The sequence below is a fragment of the Rickettsia endosymbiont of Ixodes scapularis genome (assembly GCF_000160735.1).
In the GTDB taxonomy this organism is placed as follows: domain Bacteria; phylum Pseudomonadota; class Alphaproteobacteria; order Rickettsiales; family Rickettsiaceae; genus Rickettsia; species Rickettsia tamurae.
In genome coordinates this window covers 236,407-253,560 of the sequence record NZ_CM000770.1, presented here as the reverse complement: position 1 = coordinate 253,560, position 17,154 = coordinate 236,407, and the positions used below count along the sequence as shown (strand labels likewise).

The following is a 17,154-nucleotide window of genomic DNA, read 5'->3' as shown; positions in this document are numbered from 1 at the left end:
CACTCGTAATGACAACTCGGTATCCATGCGGGTAATACTAAGACTTATTCTTAGAAAAAATATTATTAGCTTCTTCTAGCTCATTTTTAGTATTAACACCAACAATTAAATCATGATCAGTAGATAATAAATATGAAACTTTTTCACCATGATTTTTACATATTTTTACTATTTCAGTTAAATAAACTTCCTTATTACCGTTAGTATTAGTAGCAAATAAAGGTAAGTATTTATTTAAAATTCCGCTACTGAAAGCCATAATACCTGAATTACAAAGTTTTATGTTTTTCTCTTCTTCACTTGCATTTTTATATTCGATTATCTCTAAAAATTCACCATTTTTATCAGTAGCTATTCTTCCATATTGAGCCGGATTTGCTCTCTCAAAGCTTAAAGTCACTAATGCAGAATTAGTAAGGCTTAAGTAATCTATTAATTCATGCATAAGTTTTGGAGTAATAAGAGGATGATCGCCGTATAAAACTAATATTGTTTTATTTTTATCAATTAAATCTATTGCTGCATAAGTAGCATGAGCTGTGCCTTTAGGTTCTTCTTGCAGTACAAAGCAACACATATTTTCATAGGGCGTTAAATGTTTTTTAAGTTCTTCTAAATAAACTATAATTACATCATTTGTGACGTTAAGCGAATTCTTTAATACCGTTTCAAGCATTGGAACTCCGCCAACTTTATGCATTACTTTCGGTAAATCGGACTCCATTCTAGTACCTTTACCGGCTGCTAAAATAATTATTTGATAATTTGTATCGTTATAAGTCATTGTTCTCCTTGTATTATTTCATAAACATCATCAGATAACTCATAATTCCCGAAAACTCTTTGTACATCGTCGCTTTCTTCTAAAATTTCCACGAGCTTTAGTAATTTTTCAGCTTTTTCCTTATCATCTATAATTATTGTATTTAATGGAATCCAGCCTATATAAGAGTCTTCAGGTATACCGTATTTGCCGGTTAAAAATTCTAGAACTTTGGAAAAATTTTCAATATCCGTATAGATTGTATGGGTGGTATCATCAGAGATAATATCATCTACATCTAACTCTATAACTGCTTCTAAAATATTTTCATTCGATGCTATATTGCTTAGATATTGAATAACGCCGCAATGTTTAAATAAATAATTGACACTACCGGTTTCGCCTAAACTTCCACCATATTTAGTAAAACTAGAGCGTACTTCTGCAGCAGTGCGGTTTTTATTATCGGTTAAAGCTTCAACTATTATAGCAATACCATTCGGGGCATAACCTTCATATCTAATTTCCGTATAATTTTCGGTATTAGAAGAATCATTAGCACTATTAATAGCTTTATCTATTCTTTCTTTAGGGAGATTTTGACTACGTGCGGAGGTTAAAGCATTTCTAAGACGTGGATTATTTTCAGGATTATTAGAAGAACCGGTTTTAGCTGCAGTAACTATTTCACGAATTAATTTAGTGAAAACTTTTGCTCTTTTTTTATCTTGAGCCCCTTTACGATGCTGAATATTTTTGAACTTTGAGTGACCGGCCATATTTATTTCTTTTCTTTCAAAAGTAGTATTATATACTCCGAAGTAAAATGAAGACTAGTATACAAAGATCAACTTGGAAAAGAGCAAGGAGTCTGTAAGCCGAGGAGCGGAGCGTATATTAAACGTTCAGCATCCGAGAACTTACAAAGACGACATATACTCACATGCTTTCAAGAATTGAATTTTATTTTGAGAGGTGACTGCACGCAACGTACAACTTAGTACGTGAGTACAGGAATCCTCGATAAAATAAAATTCAATTCTTGAAAGCAAAAGAGTAAGGCAATTTTTCAAGTTCATCCGATTAATTAGCCTTGTTTTGCTTTAAATCTTTTATTCTTTTTATTTATTACAAAAATTTTGCTTCTTCTTTTAACGATCTGACAATCTTTATCACGTTTTTTTAATGATTTTAATGAGCTAACAACTTTCATAAAATATACTTTTACATTTAATTTGGACTGATAATAAACATTTTTATTTATTCAGTCAATTACCAATTTAAAGCATTTTTAAATAAAAAACCACGAAACATGGTATTTTAAAGAAGCAAAAAATAATAATGAAACTATTATAAAAGGTAAGGACATATTAGGGTTACTTGCTCAAAATTTACCGGCAACTAAAAGCGATACATTAAAAACAACAATATTTCACATACTACTAAATGATTGTAGTGATTATTATAGAAATAATGAAGATGTTAAAAACGCGAGTTTCGTATTCAAAAAGTCGCTGAATAGCTGATAGTAACTGGGTTACGAGGATATTAGTAATATTGTTTTTGTTATAAAATGTACTTAAAACTGCATAAATTTTTAGTAAATTGTCTTTTTTGACTATAACTATTAAATTGTAAAACTTGTCATACCTCTTACAAACCTTGAAAGGATAATAAGGATTATAGCATATTCATTAACCATAATTTAGGCATCTTAATACGAAACTCGCGTAATATAGCATAGGATTTAGCATATCAAGAGAGATGTAATAGAAGGTTTATTATCAGACATTTGATAATTTATCAGTGCTGCAACCATATGCACAAAGGCATTTGTAACTGATCTATGCCTTGAATGCTCAAACTTCCCCAATAGTTTAATTTTACTAAACACAGATTCTATTAATGCTTTTTAAGCAATAATATTTTATCCAACATAGACATAAGTTTATTTTTCATCTTACTACATGACAATTTTTAGAGATGTAAGGACTAAAGGATTGAATTTTGCTGATAATTCATGATGATAACGGGGAAAGAACTTGGTTTACATATGAAAGATCATTCCGCCCCTCTAGTCGAATTATTACAAAAACATATTTCGCTTAATTTATCAAGAGCAAAATGTTTAGGATTATTTATCATTTCAATGCTTAACAGCAGGACAGTAAACATGTCATTGTTATGCAATAGAATGCCGTCTGGGATTAAAGCAGCTTCATGGTATAGAAGGATGCAAAGATTTATCTCTGAAATCTCAATATCATGGAGAGTATTACCTGTTATGTTAGTCATGATGACTGGGTTTGAGCAGGAGCAAAAATGGGTATTGTGTTTAGATAGAACGAATTGGAAATTTGCTTACTACATGACAATTTTTCATTTTATCATCTTTGGATATTGGAATATCAAGGACAACAGCTGTATCCAACGTACTAATTGAGTAGAAATATTATACAAGATATTAACCAATGTATCTAATCCAACACGAAATATACTATTTTGCCTATAACCATGTTTTTTAATAACTATTGGTTTATCTAAAACTATAATCTCTCCAGTTTGATAAGCTAGGCAAAATGCAATAGACAATATTTGCATCAATGTATCTAATCGTAAATCATTAGTAATATGAGTTGCTTCACAGTTGAATCCTGCTGATTTAAAAGCTTTGAACATTGTTTCAATTTGCCATCTTTGAGCATATATCTCAGCAGGATTTTTGATCTCATCACTATGTATTAAGACTGCAAGTTCACTCTTCTTATTTCTGATCCCTACTACATTAAATATTTCACCTTTTGTACCAATTCTACGTTGTGACAAACTCACATGCGATCCTATGGCTAGAGGGCGAAATAACTCTTGTATTTTAACCATTTTTCCCCTTGCATTACTGATATATTGTCTATTTTCTCTAACTCGAAAAACGTATCTTATTTGATTTGTTCTAAGCCAAGAGAGCCATTCCTTACCTATAAATTCTCTATCAGCGGTTAATGCTTCAATGCGGTTTTTGTCAAAAACTTCTAAAAAACACTCCATCAGATCAATACGCTCAATATAATCAGAGTTACCACACTTTTTATCACTTAGAAAATTCCAAAAAGGGGGATCGCTATACCATGAAAACTGACAGCTAAATATAAAATATTTATATGTCGTTTACCAAATTTCCAATTCGTTCTATCTAAACACAATACCCATTTTTGCTCCTGCTCAAACCCAGTCATCATGACTAACATAACAGGTAATACTCTCCATGATATTGAGATTTCAGAGATAAATCTTTGCATCCTTCTATACCATGAAGCTGCTTTAATCCCAGACGGCATTCTATTGCATAACAATGACATGTTTACTGTCCTGCTGTTAAGCATTGAAATGATAAATAATCCTAAACATTTTGCTCTTGATAAATTAAGCAAAATATGTTTTTGTAATAATTCGACTAGAGGGGCGGAATGATCTTTCATATGTAAACCAAGTTCTTTCCCCGTTATCATCATGAATTATCAGCAAAATTCAATCCTTTAGTCCTTACATCTCTAAAAATTGTCATGTAGTAAGGGAAATTTGGTAAACGACATATAAATATTTTATATTTAGCTGTCAGTTTTCATGGTATAGCGATCCCCCTTTTTGGAATTTTCTAAGTGATAAAAAGTGTGGTAACTCTGATTATATTGAGCGTATTGATCTGATGGAGTGTTTTTTAGAAGTTTTTGACAAAAACCGCATTGAAGCATTAACCGCTGATAGAGAATTTATAGGTAAGGAATGGCTCTCTTGGCTTAGAACAAATCAAATAAGATACGTTTTTCGAGTTAGAGAAAATGGACAATATATCAGTAATGCAAGGGGAAAAATGGTTAAAATACAAGAGTTATTTCGCCCTCTAGCCATAGGATCGCATGTGAGTTTGTCACAACGTAGAATTGGTACAAAAGGTGAAATATTTAATGTAGTAGGGATCAGAAATAAGAAGAGTGAACTTGCAGTCTTAATACATAGTGATGAGATCAAAAATCCTGCTGAGATTATATGCTCAAAGATGGCAAATTGAAACAATGTTCAAAGCTTTTAAATCAGCAGGATTCAACTGTGAAGCAACTCATATTACTAATGATTTACGATTAGATACATTGATGCAAATATTGTCTATTGCATTTTGCCTAGCTTATCAAACTGGAGAGATTATAGTTTTAGATAAACCAATAGTTATTAAAAAACATGGTTATAGGCAAAATAGTATATTTCGTGTTGGATTAGATACATTGGTTAATATCTTGTATAATATTTCTACTCAATTAGTACGTTGGATACAGCTGTTGTCCTTGATATTCCAATATCCAAAGATGATAATGTTATAAAATGTACTTAAAACTGCATAAATTTTTAGTAAATTGTCTTTTTTGACCATAACTATTAAATTGTAAAACTTGTCACACCTCTTACAAACCTTGAAAGGATAAGGATTATAGCATATTCATTAACCATAATTTAGGCATCTTAATACGAAACTCGCGTTACTTACATACACAGATCAATCTCCATAAATAATGGAATATATTGGAGTAATTTAGAACCAGTAAACTTATTAAACCCTGATAGTGCCATTGATGCCATTAATTTAGGTGATGATACATTACTACTTACATATAATCGAGTAATCAATAATCATAAATCACGAAATATATTAAGTGTAGCTATAGCTTAAGCAGGTAAGGTAGTTACTTTTTGTAATACGTGATAAGCAGCATCAAAAAAATATGTAAAGTTACATTGAATCACTCTCTTTCTTAAATCATATGAATATGGACTTGGTATAACTATTTTCTAATTACTTTACCATATCCTTTTATTAACGCGAGTTTCGTATTAATAGAGGAACTGAATAGCTGATAGTAACTGGGTTACGAGGATATTAGTAATATTGTTTTTGTTATAAAATGTACTTAAAACTGCATAAATTTTTAGTAAATTATCTTTTTTGACTATAACTATTAAATTGTAAAACTTGTCACACCTCTTACAAACCTTGAAAGGATAATAAGGATTATAGCATATTCATTAACCATAATAGATGCTTTAACTATACCACCGGCTCTATTAATTATTAGATGTAGTTTAAGTCCATAGAACCAACCTTTTGTTGTCTTACTGCTTGCTGCTATGCCGGCGAACACTTTATTCATTGAAATACGGTATCTCTTACATACCTCTATACTACTTGAATCTACAAAAGAGAGTCCGTCACACTGATCCAAAATAGAATTGAATATTAGTACTAATAGTGGTAAATGTGGACCTATTATTTTTATAAATTGACTATAGCTTACTAATTGAAAATCTCTTTGATGATGAATTCATATTTGCTTCAGATAATAATTCTTAAAACAATCATAAGATGACTGCCAGTAGCCTATTATAATTGTTATTACCTCACTTCTGTTCAGTCGACTTTTAGGACCAGATTTGTTGTTATGGTTAGTAATTGAATTTGTATGCTTGTCTAATTCTTGAAAAAAATCATCGACGTAACAAAATATTTCTGTAAAATCCATTATCATAGGTTATTGCTCTTAAAGTTTTTTCAATAACCTATAAACTTTTTTCTAATACTACGCGAGTTTCGTATTAAGATGCCTAAATTATGGTTAATGAATATGCTATAATGCTTATCCTTTCAAGGTTTGTAAGAGGTGTGATAAGTTTTACAATTTAATAGTTATAGTCAAAAAAGACAATTTACTAAAAATTTATGCAGTTTTAAGTACATTTTATAACAAAAACAATATTACTAATATCCTCGTAACCCAGTTACTATCAGCTATTCAGTTCCTCTATTAATACGAAACTCGCGTAATGTTAATGTTTTTCTAATGGTTGTACCCCAAACCCGGTATATCGTTTTGTGATTCAAAATTCACAAGAGGGTATTGCGCTAGAACCATTTTGATAATAGGATTTTTATCTATCATTTTGCAACCAATTGATCGGTATTTGCTCTATTGGCAGTTTATAATTCATTAATCCACCAAACTCGTGTAAAGTACGAAAATCTAACGATGCTTGACTTAATGATGTATCTGATAAACCAAACTCTGTTGGAAATTTCTTACTCAATATTTTTAATACTTCTTCTACTGTTTGAAGAGTATAACGTATATCTGCTTCAGAATGACAAAAATTGACCATTTGGGGATCAAATGGATGAAATAATATGCCTCTTGATTGTAATGTACGATGAAACGCAGTTTCAATTTTCTCATTATCAAAAATAATGTGAAACAATGCTGGATATTTCTTGATACATGCCTTTACTCCGAAAGTTAAAAAAAGATTACTGAGGCCTTGAATTAATTGATTGCCAATGAAATTTAATTTATTTATTACGTTCTTGTGCATATAAACATCTAATGTTGCAATAGCTGCTGCCATTGGTGTCTGTTCATTGTGAAATGTATCAACTAAGTGTGTTTTTTCTCTAGCTACCATGATATCTTTCTGTCCTAAAACTGCAGATAATACATACCCATTTGTTAGCCCCTTGCCTATGACTAATAAATTAGGAGTAAAACTTAGTTGAGAATAAAATCCTCCATAATGAATTCTAAAGCCACACATTACTTCATCAAATACTAGTATTGATCCATAAAATTTTGTAATTTGATATAACTCTTCAAAATATTCGTTTGGAAAAAAAGTTGGTTCTGGAGTAATAATAGTACACGCTACCTGTCCTTTATGTTGTTCGTAATAAAATTTTAAAAGATTAAGGTTATAAGAAAAATCTAAATAATTTGGATCTTCTATCTTAAAACGTGGAAAAATATTAAGATGCCAATCATGCCATCCATGATATCCAGAAGTTAATATTATTTTTTTTCTGCTGTAAATTCTTGCTAATCTCACTGCAGCTGTTGTAGCACATGATCCAGTTCTAAAAAAGAGCACTTTTTCATAACCATGGAAAAGATTCAGAGTTTTCTTTGCTAGTTCTAGTTGAAGTTTTGATAAAGTAGTTGTAAATATACTACCATAATTTCTCACCTGTTCTATTACAGCATTATCTACTTCATCATATCTATAACCTAAAATAATTGCTCCAGTAGAAGAAGTATAATCAATATATTTATTGCCATCTACATCCCAAACGTAGGCTCCTTGACCTTTATCAATAATGAAATTATATGTTCCTTCTAAATCAACACGTTTCGAGGCGCTATATTTTTGACATTCAATAATTAATTGTTTTGACTTTTGTAAATCTCTCATATTATTCCTCATGGTTTTAGTTTATCTAAACTCTTTAGCATAATACTCGTTGTACCTCATAGATTAAGGCAGAGTGTATATGCTTTTAATAAAATAGTTAAAGTCTACTAAATTAGGTTATATATTCACATTCCAAACTTTAACCATTTATTGTAATTACCGCATCTTTAAAATCTTCTATATCACTGTGATCTGTATTATTACTTTTATCCTCTAAACTACTATTTTCTTCTCTTCGAAAGAGTAATATAGGCATAATAATAGTTGCTATTGGTAGTAATATGATTGTACTGAAAAATCCAACAGTTCTTAAATACTTATGCCATGAAGGAGTAAAATATGGATATACTTTGGTTGTAGCTTCTTTCAGGTTTAAAATTAAACATCAAATTAGAAAAGATACTAGTAACTTTACATATTTTTTTGATGCTGTTTATCACGTATTACAAAAAGTAACTACCTTATCTGCTTAAGCTATACGAAGAAAAAACATGTATGAATCAGAAAGATTTCAAGAAACAAAACACATATACTTTCTACAATAATTTTAAGGTCATTTTAAGTTCAAGATACTTACAGTTTATGACTATTATTATTGCTTCCTATAGTCTCACTATTAATCTATTAGAAGGGGTGTGGTTTGCTAAATCTGTAGAATTTTATAAACAACCTGAACAACTTATACATTATAAAGGGACAGTACTTTTGTGGACTGGTATCTTTACAATCTTTTATGCCGTTTTTAATAGCTATATATTTAGAAAGATAAGTTGGCTAAATGGAGCTTTATTAACCCCTGTTATAACACTAATTTTTGGAACAGTGTTTTTCATATTAATTTTATTCGAACCTGTATTAAAGAGTGCAATTTGTTGGATTACTATTACTCCGCTAGCAATAATATTATTTCTTGCAGGAGTGCAAAACGCCTTTATTAAAGGAATAAAATATGTATTATTCGATTTAACTAAAGAAATAGCATATTTACCTTTCAACCCGAATTCTGGATTAAAAGAGGTAGGAATGGAAGTATTTACAAGGGATAGAAGATATTCTATATAAGTTTTTAGCAAAAAAACAAGAATATCCCCTTGAAGAAAGATATTACCGCATTATTTTATTTTGTCGATGATTTTTGTAAAGTTGCTGAATATTGGATTAGTCGGTCTTTTTTACCAATTAGCAATAAAAAACCTACAAGAGAGTCTAAGATAAGCCATTCTGAGCTATTAACAATAGTACTTTTATATCATCAATCACCTTGTAAAAACTTTAAATATTTTTATATGTCCTATCTACAATTATATAAATCTGAATTTGTAACTCTTCCATCATATACTCGTTTTATAGCTTTAAAACCCAGAATTCTAACGTATTTAGTTTTATTGCTTGAATGGTATATGTATCAATCTCAACCTACCGGAGTCTCTTATATTGATGCAACATCTTTAGCAATTTGTCATCCAAAAAGAGTATCTCGCAATAAGGTGTTTGCTGGTATTGCTGCATTAGGCAAAACAACAAAAGGTTGGTTCTTTGGTTTTAAATTACATTTATTGATTAATGAACTTGGAGAGATTCAAGGTTTAAAACTAACGCCTGGCAACATAGATGATAGAGTGCCAGTGCCAGAAATAACCAAACGTATTACTGGATTGTTGTTTGGGGATAAATGCTATATAAAACAAGAACTTTTTGATGAACTATACGTCAGAGAGATCAAGTTGGTAACTGGGATAAAGAAGAACATGAAGAATAAACTTATACCATTAATTGAAAAAATTTTACTACGCAAACGCTCAATTATTGAAACAGTTTTTAGTGTACTAAAGGGGTTTTTGAACTTGAACATACAAGACATAGATCAATTTGGAATGCCTTCGTCCATATCTTATCTACTCTTGTTGCTTACTGTATGAAATCTAACAAACCAGCTATATCTAAAAATTATCTAATCCAGAATTGAGGTTGATAGTAAAATAAAAAGATACTGGACATCACCTGAGGAATGGGATAAATGGGAGGAAGAAAAACAGAAAGGTACAGGGAAAGAGAATAAACTAATAAGACCTCATACAAAATTTGCAATAGAACATTCTAAACATACTCAATCTAAAGAGCCTATATATCATCCAACTCCTAAAAAATTGAATATTAACGAAATAACTCACGATTTAAAGCTAAAAGGCAATACAAAAAGCTTAAAAGACAAATTTGAAAACTTAGCAAAAGAAGCGAAGCAAATTGGGACACAAGCACAGCAAAGCTCCAAATCTTCAAGTAGTCCTAGCATAAAACCTACAGGTCGCAGTAAAGACGGAAGAAATATCTAAGGCAATTGATGTTATTTCTATGTATATTTTAAGTTGTTTTTTGGATCCCGTGGTCAAGCCACGGGATGACAACGAGTGCGTTTTCCGATCCACACAACAAGCCTTTTTACGAGGATGACATCCTACGTAAAACCAACACTGTACTCATTAATATTATAAGCAAAAATATGAAAAAGTTTAAAGTTAGAGATAGTGACTTAAAATTTTGCCACAACAACATACTAAAGAAAGGAGTAGTTGAGGATAGAATAATACCTCCAAAAGAATGTGATAGACTATAAAGCCTCATTTTAACATTAGTCTTAAATAAGGATTGAACAATAATTTGTAGCGGTACTGCATAAAATGCTGCAAGCCCTATTAATATAACGGGACAGAGAATATTAAATATTTGTTTGTATAACATTATTTGCATTCCTAAAGCAACAATAATGCTGGCAAATAAAGCCCATGCAATCTGTCTTAAAGGGTTTATTTTATCGGCAAGCAGCCCTGCAAAAACGGCTGATATTCCATAGGTAGTAGTAAGAGCTATATTCATAAATCTTATTTCAGGATGATTTATAAAAGCTATTTTTGTTAAAAAAACTCCTAAGAAAATTACTAAAAAGTGGTATACTCCTCCAATAGCACCGTTTACTAATAATGCTATTATAAAGGATAGTTTATTATCTTTTATAATTTGCCGAGCGTCATTTAGAAAGCTTAATACAAGCGAATTTTGCGGCATTCGTCTGTGTTTACGTACTTTTGTACGCTCCGCAGACTCTTCCTTAAATTCATCTTGTCTAAACCTTTCTAAATTTAGCTCTATAGTACTTTTATAATATAAAAATTCGCTACTTTCTTTAAAAAAATTTCTCATCAAAATAGCAAATAAACCAAATATTGCACCGATAAAGAAATTAAAACGCCATAAATATTGGATATCGGAATTACTAGCGTAATAATAAGCTATAGCCGCAAATAATGCTCCTATTTGGCTACAACATGAAACTATTCCTATATTTAAATTTTTCCGATTATTTCCTGTTTTTTCAGCTACATAAACCTTTATTCCGTCAACTTCCCCGGCAAGGCTTGCTAAAAAAACCATTCGACATAATGTTAGTATTACCGTAGCAAAAATACCTATTATCTCAAAGGAAGGAGTAATAGCAATTAATCCGGTAGAAATGCTACTCATGAACATTGATATCTTGATAGATTTAGTACGCCCGTATTTATCTCCGATAAATCCAAAAATTAAAGACCCTAAAGGTCGCACTATAACGGCTGCACTAAGAATGGCAAAAAAAACGAGTAGTTGTTTATCCTGCTCTATATTAGGTAAGAAATTTTGTGCAAGAATACTAGCCGATAAACCGAATAGAGCATAATCATAATAACGGATAATCGTTGTAAAAAATGCAACTAAAAAAGCTGAATTAGACATATAATATTTTCTTTGGTGACAACTATGATACCAACTATTTAGGCTGTCTGAAAGAAAATTAATTTAATCTATTTTTACTCTTTTTGTCTACAAATTATAAGATTTTTTTGAAATATGAATAACTATTCCAACAAAAATCTTATTAATTTTCGCTAAAAAATAAAACTAAAAAATAAAACTAAAGAACCCTCAGCTATAAGCTGAGGGGTTATAAAGTGGAATCGATTAGAAATCGATCATCATTCACAGGTTCACCTTCCTGTTCATCAATATAGTGCTGTATCATTTCATCAGTTATATTACCTGAACTGACCGCCATATAGCCCCTAGCCCACAAATGATTGCCCCAAAATTGTTTTCTTAAATGAGCAAATTCTTGCAATAAAATTCTTGAGCTACTACCTTTTAAATACTGTACTAACTTGCTAAGAGATATTTGTGATTTATATGAGATAAACATATGCACGTGATCACATGATATTTTCCCTGAAATTATATATACTTCATGTTCCATACAAATCTGCCTTAGTAAATCTCTAGCCCTTTCCGCTACTTTGCCTATCAATACTCTCTTCCTATATTTTGGTATCCATATAAGATGTACTTTTAAATCATACTGACTATGACTATTCTTTCTATAACTTCTCATGTTTCTTGATATAAATTCATTGCTAAAGCAATTTCATTATATCTTCCCTTCGCCTGAAGGCGAGGGATTTCTTATCCCCGAAGGGGGACATTAAAGAATTTCAAGCATTAGTAAAATCTAGAAATAAATATAACATATCATTAGTTGACTCTTTAATTGAATCAAGAAGAAAGAAATTTAATAATGAATATTGCCTAAACATGGTTGCTTTGTAGGACATCTTAACCATTCTTAAGTTATTCTTGTAAAGGTGCTGTTGCGTGGATTAATTCCACTCCTGTCACCCCGTGACTTGACCACGGTATGACACCGAACTTATTTTTCAATTCATGCAGCAAGTTATATTCCTCTTCCTGTAGGTTCTATTTTCTTTCTTTGTACCGCTATAGCTTTTGCTAGTTCTTCTTTATGATTATCCATCATATCCCTCTAAAGCAAGATAATGGGATAATCAGTTGTGGAAATCCAGTAATTACTTTCTTTAACGCGAGTTTCGTATTAAGATGCCTAAATTATGGTTAATGAATATGCTATAATCCTTATCCTTTCAAGGTTTGTAAGAGGTGTGACAAGTTTTACAATTTAATAGTTATAGTCAAAAAAGACAATTTACTAAAAATTTATGCAGTTTTAAGTACATTTTATAACAAAAACAATATTACTAATATCCTCGTAACCCAGTTACTATCAGCTATTCAGTTCCTCTATTAATATGAAACTCGCGTATGCTATGTAAAACTTGTCGGTAATGTTCCTATTACTAAATTACAAATGAATCTACAAATTGATTTTAATCCAAAAATGTAAAAATCATTATAATAGCATTTTTAAAAGATTTTTATTACTTGATATGGGAAAAAATTACCTGAACACAAATAATCTTATTATAACACCCCTTAAAATCGCTAATTTAGCATTGTAAACTTTGTTACTAAGACGGTATTAAAAAATTTTATGAAAACATCTTTTTTTAATTGAGTATTTACGAATTTTATCGATTTAAAATAAACTACTACTAAAGTAAATCCTATTAACAATATTTTACGATAAAGAACGAATAAAAGCTTCTTCAAGACCAGTAACACTAGAAATGAAAGGAAAATCACAACCTTGGGATAGCATTTTCCTTGCCATTTCAACTCTTTCCTCAGCTTTACCTCTGGCTTCTCCTATTTGAATCCCATCAGCTTTACCTTTTTCAATCCCTTGTTGTATACCTTGAACTATGCCATGCTGAACGCCTTGATCTATATATTTTTGAGCTATTATTCTCATAATATTATCTTTTTCTTCTGTTGATAAATGTTTAACTATTATTTGTTCTAATTCTTGTTGCTTATCTTCAGAGATCTTAACATCAGTATACCATAAAAATGATCTTAAGTAAATATATCCTGATTCCTTATCCATTATTAAACTTGGTTTAAATCTAGTTAAAAACTCATCCCATAGTTTTAGCATATCCCTTTGATGTATATGCTTTAAAAAATACTCCATCATCCCAAGATGTTTCTTCTTCGCTATCTCATCATCAGACTGATTTTGCAAATCTACTAGTTGGTAATCCTGCACCATTAATTTCTTTGCTTGCTCTGGTTTTGTAAATAATACCCAGAAATTTCTTGGCGCACTATATACTTCAGAGCCATTATATACGCGAGTTTCGTATTAATAGAGGAACTGAATAGCTGATAGTAACTGGGTTACGAGGATATTAGTAATATTGTTTTTGTTATAAAATGTACTTAAAACTGCATAAATTTTTAGTAAATTGTCTTTTTTGACTATAACTATTAAATTGTAAAACTTGTCACACCTCTTACAAACCTTGAAAGGATAAGGATTATAGCATATTCATTAACCATAATTTAGGCATCTTAATATGAAACTCGCGTATCTAATCCAACACGAAATATACTATTTTGCCTATAACCATGTTTTTTAATAACTATTGGTTTATCTAAAACTATAATCTCTCCAGTTTGATAAGCTAGGCAAAATGCAATAGACAATATTTGCATCAATGTATCTAATCGTAAATCATTAGTAATATGAATTGCTTCACAGTTGAATCCTGCTGATTTAAAAGCTTTGAACATTGTTTCAATTTGCCATCTTTGAGCATATATCTCAGCAGGATTTTTGATCTCATCACTATGTATTAAGACTGCAAGTTCACTCTTCTTATTTCTGATCCCTACTACATTAAATATTTCACCTTTTGTACCAATTCTACGTTGTGACAAACTCACATGCGATCCTATGGCTAGAGGGCGAAATAACTCTTGTATTTTAACCATTTTTCCCCTTGCATTACTGATATATTGTCTATTTTCTCTAACTCGAAAAACGTATCTTATTTGATTTGTTCTAAGCCAAGAGAGCCATTCCTTACCTATAAATTCTCTATCAGCGGTTAATGCTTCAATGCGGTTTTTGTCAAAAACTTCTAAAAAACACTCCATCAGATCAATACGCTCAATATAATCAGAGTTACCACACTTTTTATCACTTAGAAAATTCCAAAAAGGGGGATCGCTATACCATGAAAACTGACAGCTAAATATAAAATATTTATATGTCGTTTACCAAATTTCCAATTCATTCTATCTAAACACAATACCCATTTTTGCTCCTGCTCAAACCCAGTCATCATGACTAACATAACAGGTAATACTCTCCATGATATTGAGATTTCAGAGATAAATCTTTGCATCCTTCTATACCATGAAGCTGCTTTAATCCCAGACGGCATTCTATTGCATAACAATGACATGTTTACTGTCCTGCTGTTAAGCATTGAAATGATAAATAATCCTAAACATTTTGCTCTTGATAAATTAAGCGAAATATGTTTTTGTAATAATTCGACTAGAGGGGTGGAATGATCTTTCATATGTAAACCAAGTTCTTTCCCCGTTATCATCATGAATTATCAGCAAAATTCAATCCTTTAGTCCTTACATCTCTAAAAATTGTCATGTAGTAAGAAAAAAAGAGTATATTTCTCCAATATATTTTGTTGTTTTATGGATAACGTAGAAAGGAACGGAGGGATATCGTGTTAATTACTAGAAAACTCATTCACCACTAATATATAACTTGTTTTTAAGTCCAAATCATAATCAATGGTATTATATATTAGCTTTTTTATGTCGGTAAATTTTTGTAGTAAATAGGAAGGATGCTTATTTGGCAGTTTATTAAAAATCTTGTTTTCTAAATCTAGAAGTTCAATATTAATGTTAGCAGATTTTTTAAGAATTCTATTCATTAATAATAATAAATTATCAATAAAATCTAGCCATAATTCTCGGTCTTTAGTAGTAAAACGATTAATAAAATCTAACGTTTCGTTATCTGCTATCGGCTGAATAAACTGAAGATATAAATCATTTCGAGCATTAGGTAGAGGAGATCTAACATTAACTTTAAAACATCTTGATCTAATTGTAGATATAATACTTGCAGCTCTTGAGGTAATTAAAAAAATGTAACTATTCTTTGGTGCATCTTCAAGAATTTTTAAGCATGAATTTGCCGCATTCAAATTCATAAGATCCGCCGAATAAATTACTGCAACTTTATAACCTGAGATTGCAGAAGTTTTACTTAAGAAGTCTTGTAATTTTCTTATTTGTTCAATAGAAATATTTTTAGCATTAGATGTAGCTGAAGTTTCCCTAGCGATGAAATGATAATCAGGATTGTTTTCAAGAGGAATGCTATTCTTAAAAAGCTTAATATATATAAAATCTTCTAAATCTTTTAAAACCTGCTCTATATTTTCGGCTTCAATAAGCCAACTATTGTATAGCTTATTATGTTTTAAGTTAAACTCTAGGCGTTCGATTATCAATGGTTGTAATATCGTTATGAATTGTACTTAAGAAGTGTTCTATATCAATCCGGCTTTTGCAGAGCATTGTTGCATGAGCCGGTTTTTCTAGTGTCACCCCGCAAGCTTGTAACGGGATTCGGAAATTATCAGTACTATAAGTTACTTCTTTTAATTACAAGCTTCTTTCATTTTTCTTCCGGCTCTAAAAGTAGGTTGATTGTAAGCATCTATTTTCATTTTTGCTCCGGTTTTTGGGTTACGACCCTCACGTGCTTTTCTATGATGTATTTCAAATGAACCGAAACCTGTTATATTAATATTATGGTGGCTCTTTATAGCACTAATCACACTATCAAGAACTAAATTAAGTGCTTTCTCGGCATCAGCTTTTGTTAATGTTTTATGTGAAGCATGTTTATGATTATGACCATGGTCGGTCATAAATGCTATAAATTCGGTTTTATTCATTTTTTTTGGTTCTTTTTTGTTATGTGTACTCATAATAAAATCAACTCTCCTTTAATGGGTTAATATGTATTTGATGTTTTTTTATAAAACAATATATACAACTGGCAATAATATACATCAATATATTTTTATGTGAGTTAATTATAACAAACTACCTACATACTGCAAATGCCAGTTATTTACAAAGTTTAAAATATATACGTTATTATATTAATTTATAGAAAAATGTAGCCATTTTACATCAGTTATACTGTTAAAACTATCTTAATCAAGTAATTAAAGTGAAAATTTATCATTAAAACCCTAATTTATTGTCAATAGTAAATTACAAAAACTAATTTTCTACCCTGTAAAAAATTATAAGTTTTTTAATAAAAAACAATA

General features: G+C 30.4%; 21 protein-coding genes and 2 pseudogenes. 8 read left to right on the top strand and 15 right to left on the bottom strand.

Going from position 1 to position 17,154, the window contains the following annotated elements; genetic code table 11:
- Window positions 1–37: 37 nt before the first annotated feature.
- From REIS_RS01275 to REIS_RS11910, 4 genes are all read right to left on the bottom strand, one after another.
- Window positions 38–784 carry a sugar phosphate nucleotidyltransferase gene (locus tag REIS_RS01275; RefSeq protein WP_008579441.1) on the bottom strand — a complete coding sequence of 249 codons (747 nt, stop codon included), beginning with the start codon at window positions 782–784 and terminating at the stop codon, window positions 38–40.
- Entirely contained in the window at window positions 781–1,542 is a 762-nt protein-coding gene (locus tag REIS_RS01270) for a YebC/PmpR family DNA-binding transcriptional regulator (protein WP_008579440.1), read from the bottom strand. Before REIS_RS01270 ends, REIS_RS01275 begins: the two co-directional genes overlap by 4 nt.
- Window positions 1,543–1,850: 308 nt before the next feature.
- Complete coding sequence (gene ykgO, locus REIS_RS01265; protein ID WP_008579439.1) at window positions 1,851–1,976, bottom strand: type B 50S ribosomal protein L36; 126 nt, start codon at window positions 1,974–1,976, stop codon at window positions 1,851–1,853.
- A 534-nt stretch (window positions 1,977–2,510) separates the two neighbouring features.
- Window positions 2,511–2,657 (bottom strand): hypothetical protein, encoded by a 147-nt coding sequence (locus tag REIS_RS11910; protein ID WP_008579438.1) that lies wholly within the window; start codon window positions 2,655–2,657, stop codon window positions 2,511–2,513.
- A gap of 126 nt (window positions 2,658–2,783) precedes the next feature.
- On the opposite strand from REIS_RS11910, the gene REIS_RS11905 reads away from it, so the two are divergent.
- Entirely contained in the window at window positions 2,784–3,206 is a 423-nt protein-coding gene (locus tag REIS_RS11905) for a hypothetical protein (RefSeq protein WP_008579489.1), read from the top strand.
- Here the strand turns inward: REIS_RS11905 and REIS_RS01255 are convergent.
- The gene (locus REIS_RS01255) at window positions 3,143–3,817 is read right to left on the bottom strand and encodes a transposase (RefSeq protein WP_241760926.1); all 675 of its coding nucleotides are present in this window, start codon (window positions 3,815–3,817) and stop codon (window positions 3,143–3,145) included. The two genes, REIS_RS11905 and REIS_RS01255, sit on opposite strands and share 64 nt — an antisense overlap.
- 38 nt (window positions 3,818–3,855) lie before the next feature.
- Entirely contained in the window at window positions 3,856–4,272 is a 417-nt protein-coding gene (locus REIS_RS01250; protein WP_008579220.1) for a hypothetical protein, read from the bottom strand.
- Window positions 4,273–4,466: 194 nt separating this feature from the next.
- Between REIS_RS01250 and REIS_RS15325 the strand changes: the two genes are divergently transcribed.
- From REIS_RS15325 to REIS_RS11900, 3 genes are all read left to right on the top strand, one after another.
- A complete protein-coding gene (locus REIS_RS15325) occupies window positions 4,467–4,829 on the top strand; it encodes a transposase (protein WP_008579396.1) in 363 nt (120 codons plus the stop codon).
- Between the two features lie 4 nt (window positions 4,830–4,833).
- Complete coding sequence (locus REIS_RS15320) at window positions 4,834–5,136, top strand: hypothetical protein (protein ID WP_050755343.1); 303 nt, start codon at window positions 4,834–4,836, stop codon at window positions 5,134–5,136.
- Between the two features lie 164 nt (window positions 5,137–5,300).
- Complete coding sequence (locus REIS_RS11900) at window positions 5,301–5,483, top strand: exo-alpha-sialidase (protein ID WP_256377132.1); 183 nt, start codon at window positions 5,301–5,303, stop codon at window positions 5,481–5,483.
- A gap of 286 nt (window positions 5,484–5,769) precedes the next feature.
- Here the strand turns inward: REIS_RS11900 and REIS_RS11895 are convergent, their stop codons facing one another.
- Both REIS_RS11895 and REIS_RS10730 read right to left on the bottom strand, forming a co-directional pair.
- The gene (locus REIS_RS11895; protein WP_008579436.1) at window positions 5,770–6,033 is read right to left on the bottom strand and encodes a transposase; all 264 of its coding nucleotides are present in this window, start codon (window positions 6,031–6,033) and stop codon (window positions 5,770–5,772) included.
- 703 nt (window positions 6,034–6,736) lie between these two features.
- On the bottom strand, window positions 6,737–8,044 hold the full coding sequence (locus REIS_RS10730) for an aminotransferase class III-fold pyridoxal phosphate-dependent enzyme (protein ID WP_008579434.1): 1,308 nt from the start codon (window positions 8,042–8,044) through the stop codon (window positions 6,737–6,739).
- Window positions 8,045–8,325: 281 nt separating this feature from the next.
- Between REIS_RS10730 and REIS_RS01225 the strand changes: the two genes are divergently transcribed.
- The 4 genes and pseudogenes from REIS_RS01225 to REIS_RS01210 all read left to right on the top strand — a co-directional run bounded on the left by REIS_RS01225 (window position 8,326) and on the right by REIS_RS01210 (window position 10,377).
- The gene (locus REIS_RS01225; protein ID WP_037214221.1) at window positions 8,326–8,517 is read left to right on the top strand and encodes a hypothetical protein; all 192 of its coding nucleotides are present in this window, start codon (window positions 8,326–8,328) and stop codon (window positions 8,515–8,517) included.
- A gap of 22 nt (window positions 8,518–8,539) precedes the next feature.
- Window positions 8,540–9,106 carry an ATP/ADP translocase gene (locus REIS_RS01220; protein ID WP_008579431.1) on the top strand — a complete coding sequence of 189 codons (567 nt, stop codon included), beginning with the start codon at window positions 8,540–8,542 and terminating at the stop codon, window positions 9,104–9,106.
- A gap of 29 nt (window positions 9,107–9,135) precedes the next feature.
- Window positions 9,136–10,010 (top strand): annotated as a pseudogene (locus REIS_RS01215) (IS982 family transposase).
- Window positions 10,011–10,191: 181 nt separating this feature from the next.
- A complete protein-coding gene (locus REIS_RS01210) occupies window positions 10,192–10,377 on the top strand; it encodes a hypothetical protein (protein ID WP_008579429.1) in 186 nt (61 codons plus the stop codon).
- Between the two features lie 106 nt (window positions 10,378–10,483).
- On the opposite strand, the gene REIS_RS01205 is transcribed toward REIS_RS01210, so the two are convergent.
- The 7 genes and pseudogenes from REIS_RS01205 to REIS_RS01175 form a co-directional block, all read right to left on the bottom strand.
- On the bottom strand, window positions 10,484–11,812 hold the full coding sequence (locus tag REIS_RS01205) for an MFS transporter (RefSeq protein ID WP_008579428.1): 1,329 nt from the start codon (window positions 11,810–11,812) through the stop codon (window positions 10,484–10,486).
- 208 nt (window positions 11,813–12,020) lie between these two features.
- Window positions 12,021–12,461, bottom strand: a complete 441-nt coding sequence (gene tnpA / locus REIS_RS01200) for an IS200/IS605 family transposase (protein ID WP_008579210.1) — start codon at window positions 12,459–12,461, stop codon at window positions 12,021–12,023.
- A gap of 1,041 nt (window positions 12,462–13,502) precedes the next feature.
- A pseudogene (locus tag REIS_RS01195) lies at window positions 13,503–14,105 on the bottom strand (Rpn family recombination-promoting nuclease/putative transposase); the annotation flags it as partial.
- A gap of 233 nt (window positions 14,106–14,338) precedes the next feature.
- On the bottom strand, window positions 14,339–14,926 hold the full coding sequence (locus tag REIS_RS01190) for a transposase (RefSeq protein WP_008579423.1): 588 nt from the start codon (window positions 14,924–14,926) through the stop codon (window positions 14,339–14,341).
- Between the two features lie 47 nt (window positions 14,927–14,973).
- Window positions 14,974–15,390, bottom strand: a complete 417-nt coding sequence (locus REIS_RS01185) for a hypothetical protein (protein ID WP_008579422.1) — start codon at window positions 15,388–15,390, stop codon at window positions 14,974–14,976.
- A 135-nt stretch (window positions 15,391–15,525) separates the two neighbouring features.
- Entirely contained in the window at window positions 15,526–16,320 is a 795-nt protein-coding gene (locus REIS_RS01180; protein ID WP_008579421.1) for a DNA polymerase III subunit delta', read from the bottom strand.
- Window positions 16,321–16,470: 150 nt separating this feature from the next.
- Window positions 16,471–16,803, bottom strand: a complete 333-nt coding sequence (locus tag REIS_RS01175) for an HU family DNA-binding protein (RefSeq protein WP_008579420.1) — start codon at window positions 16,801–16,803, stop codon at window positions 16,471–16,473.
- Window positions 16,804–17,154: the final 351 nt, after the last annotated feature.

Bases quoted from the DNA above. Each gene is read 5' to 3' on its own strand.
- REIS_RS01275 (WP_008579441.1), bottom strand. From the start codon at position 784: ATGACTTATAACGATACAAATTATCAAATAATTATTTTAGCAGCCGGT.
- REIS_RS01270 (WP_008579440.1), bottom strand. From the start codon at position 1,542: ATGGCCGGTCACTCAAAGTTCAAAAATATTCAGCATCGTAAAGGGGCT.
- ykgO (WP_008579439.1), bottom strand. From the start codon at position 1,976: ATGAAAGTTGTTAGCTCATTAAAATCATTAAAAAAACGTGATAAAGAT.
- REIS_RS11905 (WP_008579489.1), top strand. From the start codon at position 2,784: ATGATGATAACGGGGAAAGAACTTGGTTTACATATGAAAGATCATTCC.
- REIS_RS01250 (WP_008579220.1), bottom strand. From the start codon at position 4,272: ATGATGATAACGGGGAAAGAACTTGGTTTACATATGAAAGATCATTCC.
- REIS_RS15325 (WP_008579396.1), top strand. From the start codon at position 4,467: ATGGAGTGTTTTTTAGAAGTTTTTGACAAAAACCGCATTGAAGCATTA.
- REIS_RS15320 (WP_050755343.1), top strand. From the start codon at position 4,834: ATGTTCAAAGCTTTTAAATCAGCAGGATTCAACTGTGAAGCAACTCAT.
- REIS_RS10730 (WP_008579434.1), bottom strand. From the start codon at position 8,044: ATGAGAGATTTACAAAAGTCAAAACAATTAATTATTGAATGTCAAAAA.
- REIS_RS01225 (WP_037214221.1), top strand. From the start codon at position 8,326: ATGATTGTACTGAAAAATCCAACAGTTCTTAAATACTTATGCCATGAA.
- REIS_RS01220 (WP_008579431.1), top strand. From the start codon at position 8,540: ATGAATCAGAAAGATTTCAAGAAACAAAACACATATACTTTCTACAAT.
- REIS_RS01205 (WP_008579428.1), bottom strand. From the start codon at position 11,812: ATGTCTAATTCAGCTTTTTTAGTTGCATTTTTTACAACGATTATCCGT.
- tnpA (WP_008579210.1), bottom strand. From the start codon at position 12,461: ATGAGAAGTTATAGAAAGAATAGTCATAGTCAGTATGATTTAAAAGTA.
- REIS_RS01190 (WP_008579423.1), bottom strand. From the start codon at position 14,926: ATGGAGTGTTTTTTAGAAGTTTTTGACAAAAACCGCATTGAAGCATTA.
- REIS_RS01185 (WP_008579422.1), bottom strand. From the start codon at position 15,390: ATGATGATAACGGGGAAAGAACTTGGTTTACATATGAAAGATCATTCC.
- REIS_RS01175 (WP_008579420.1), bottom strand. From the start codon at position 16,803: ATGAGTACACATAACAAAAAAGAACCAAAAAAAATGAATAAAACCGAA.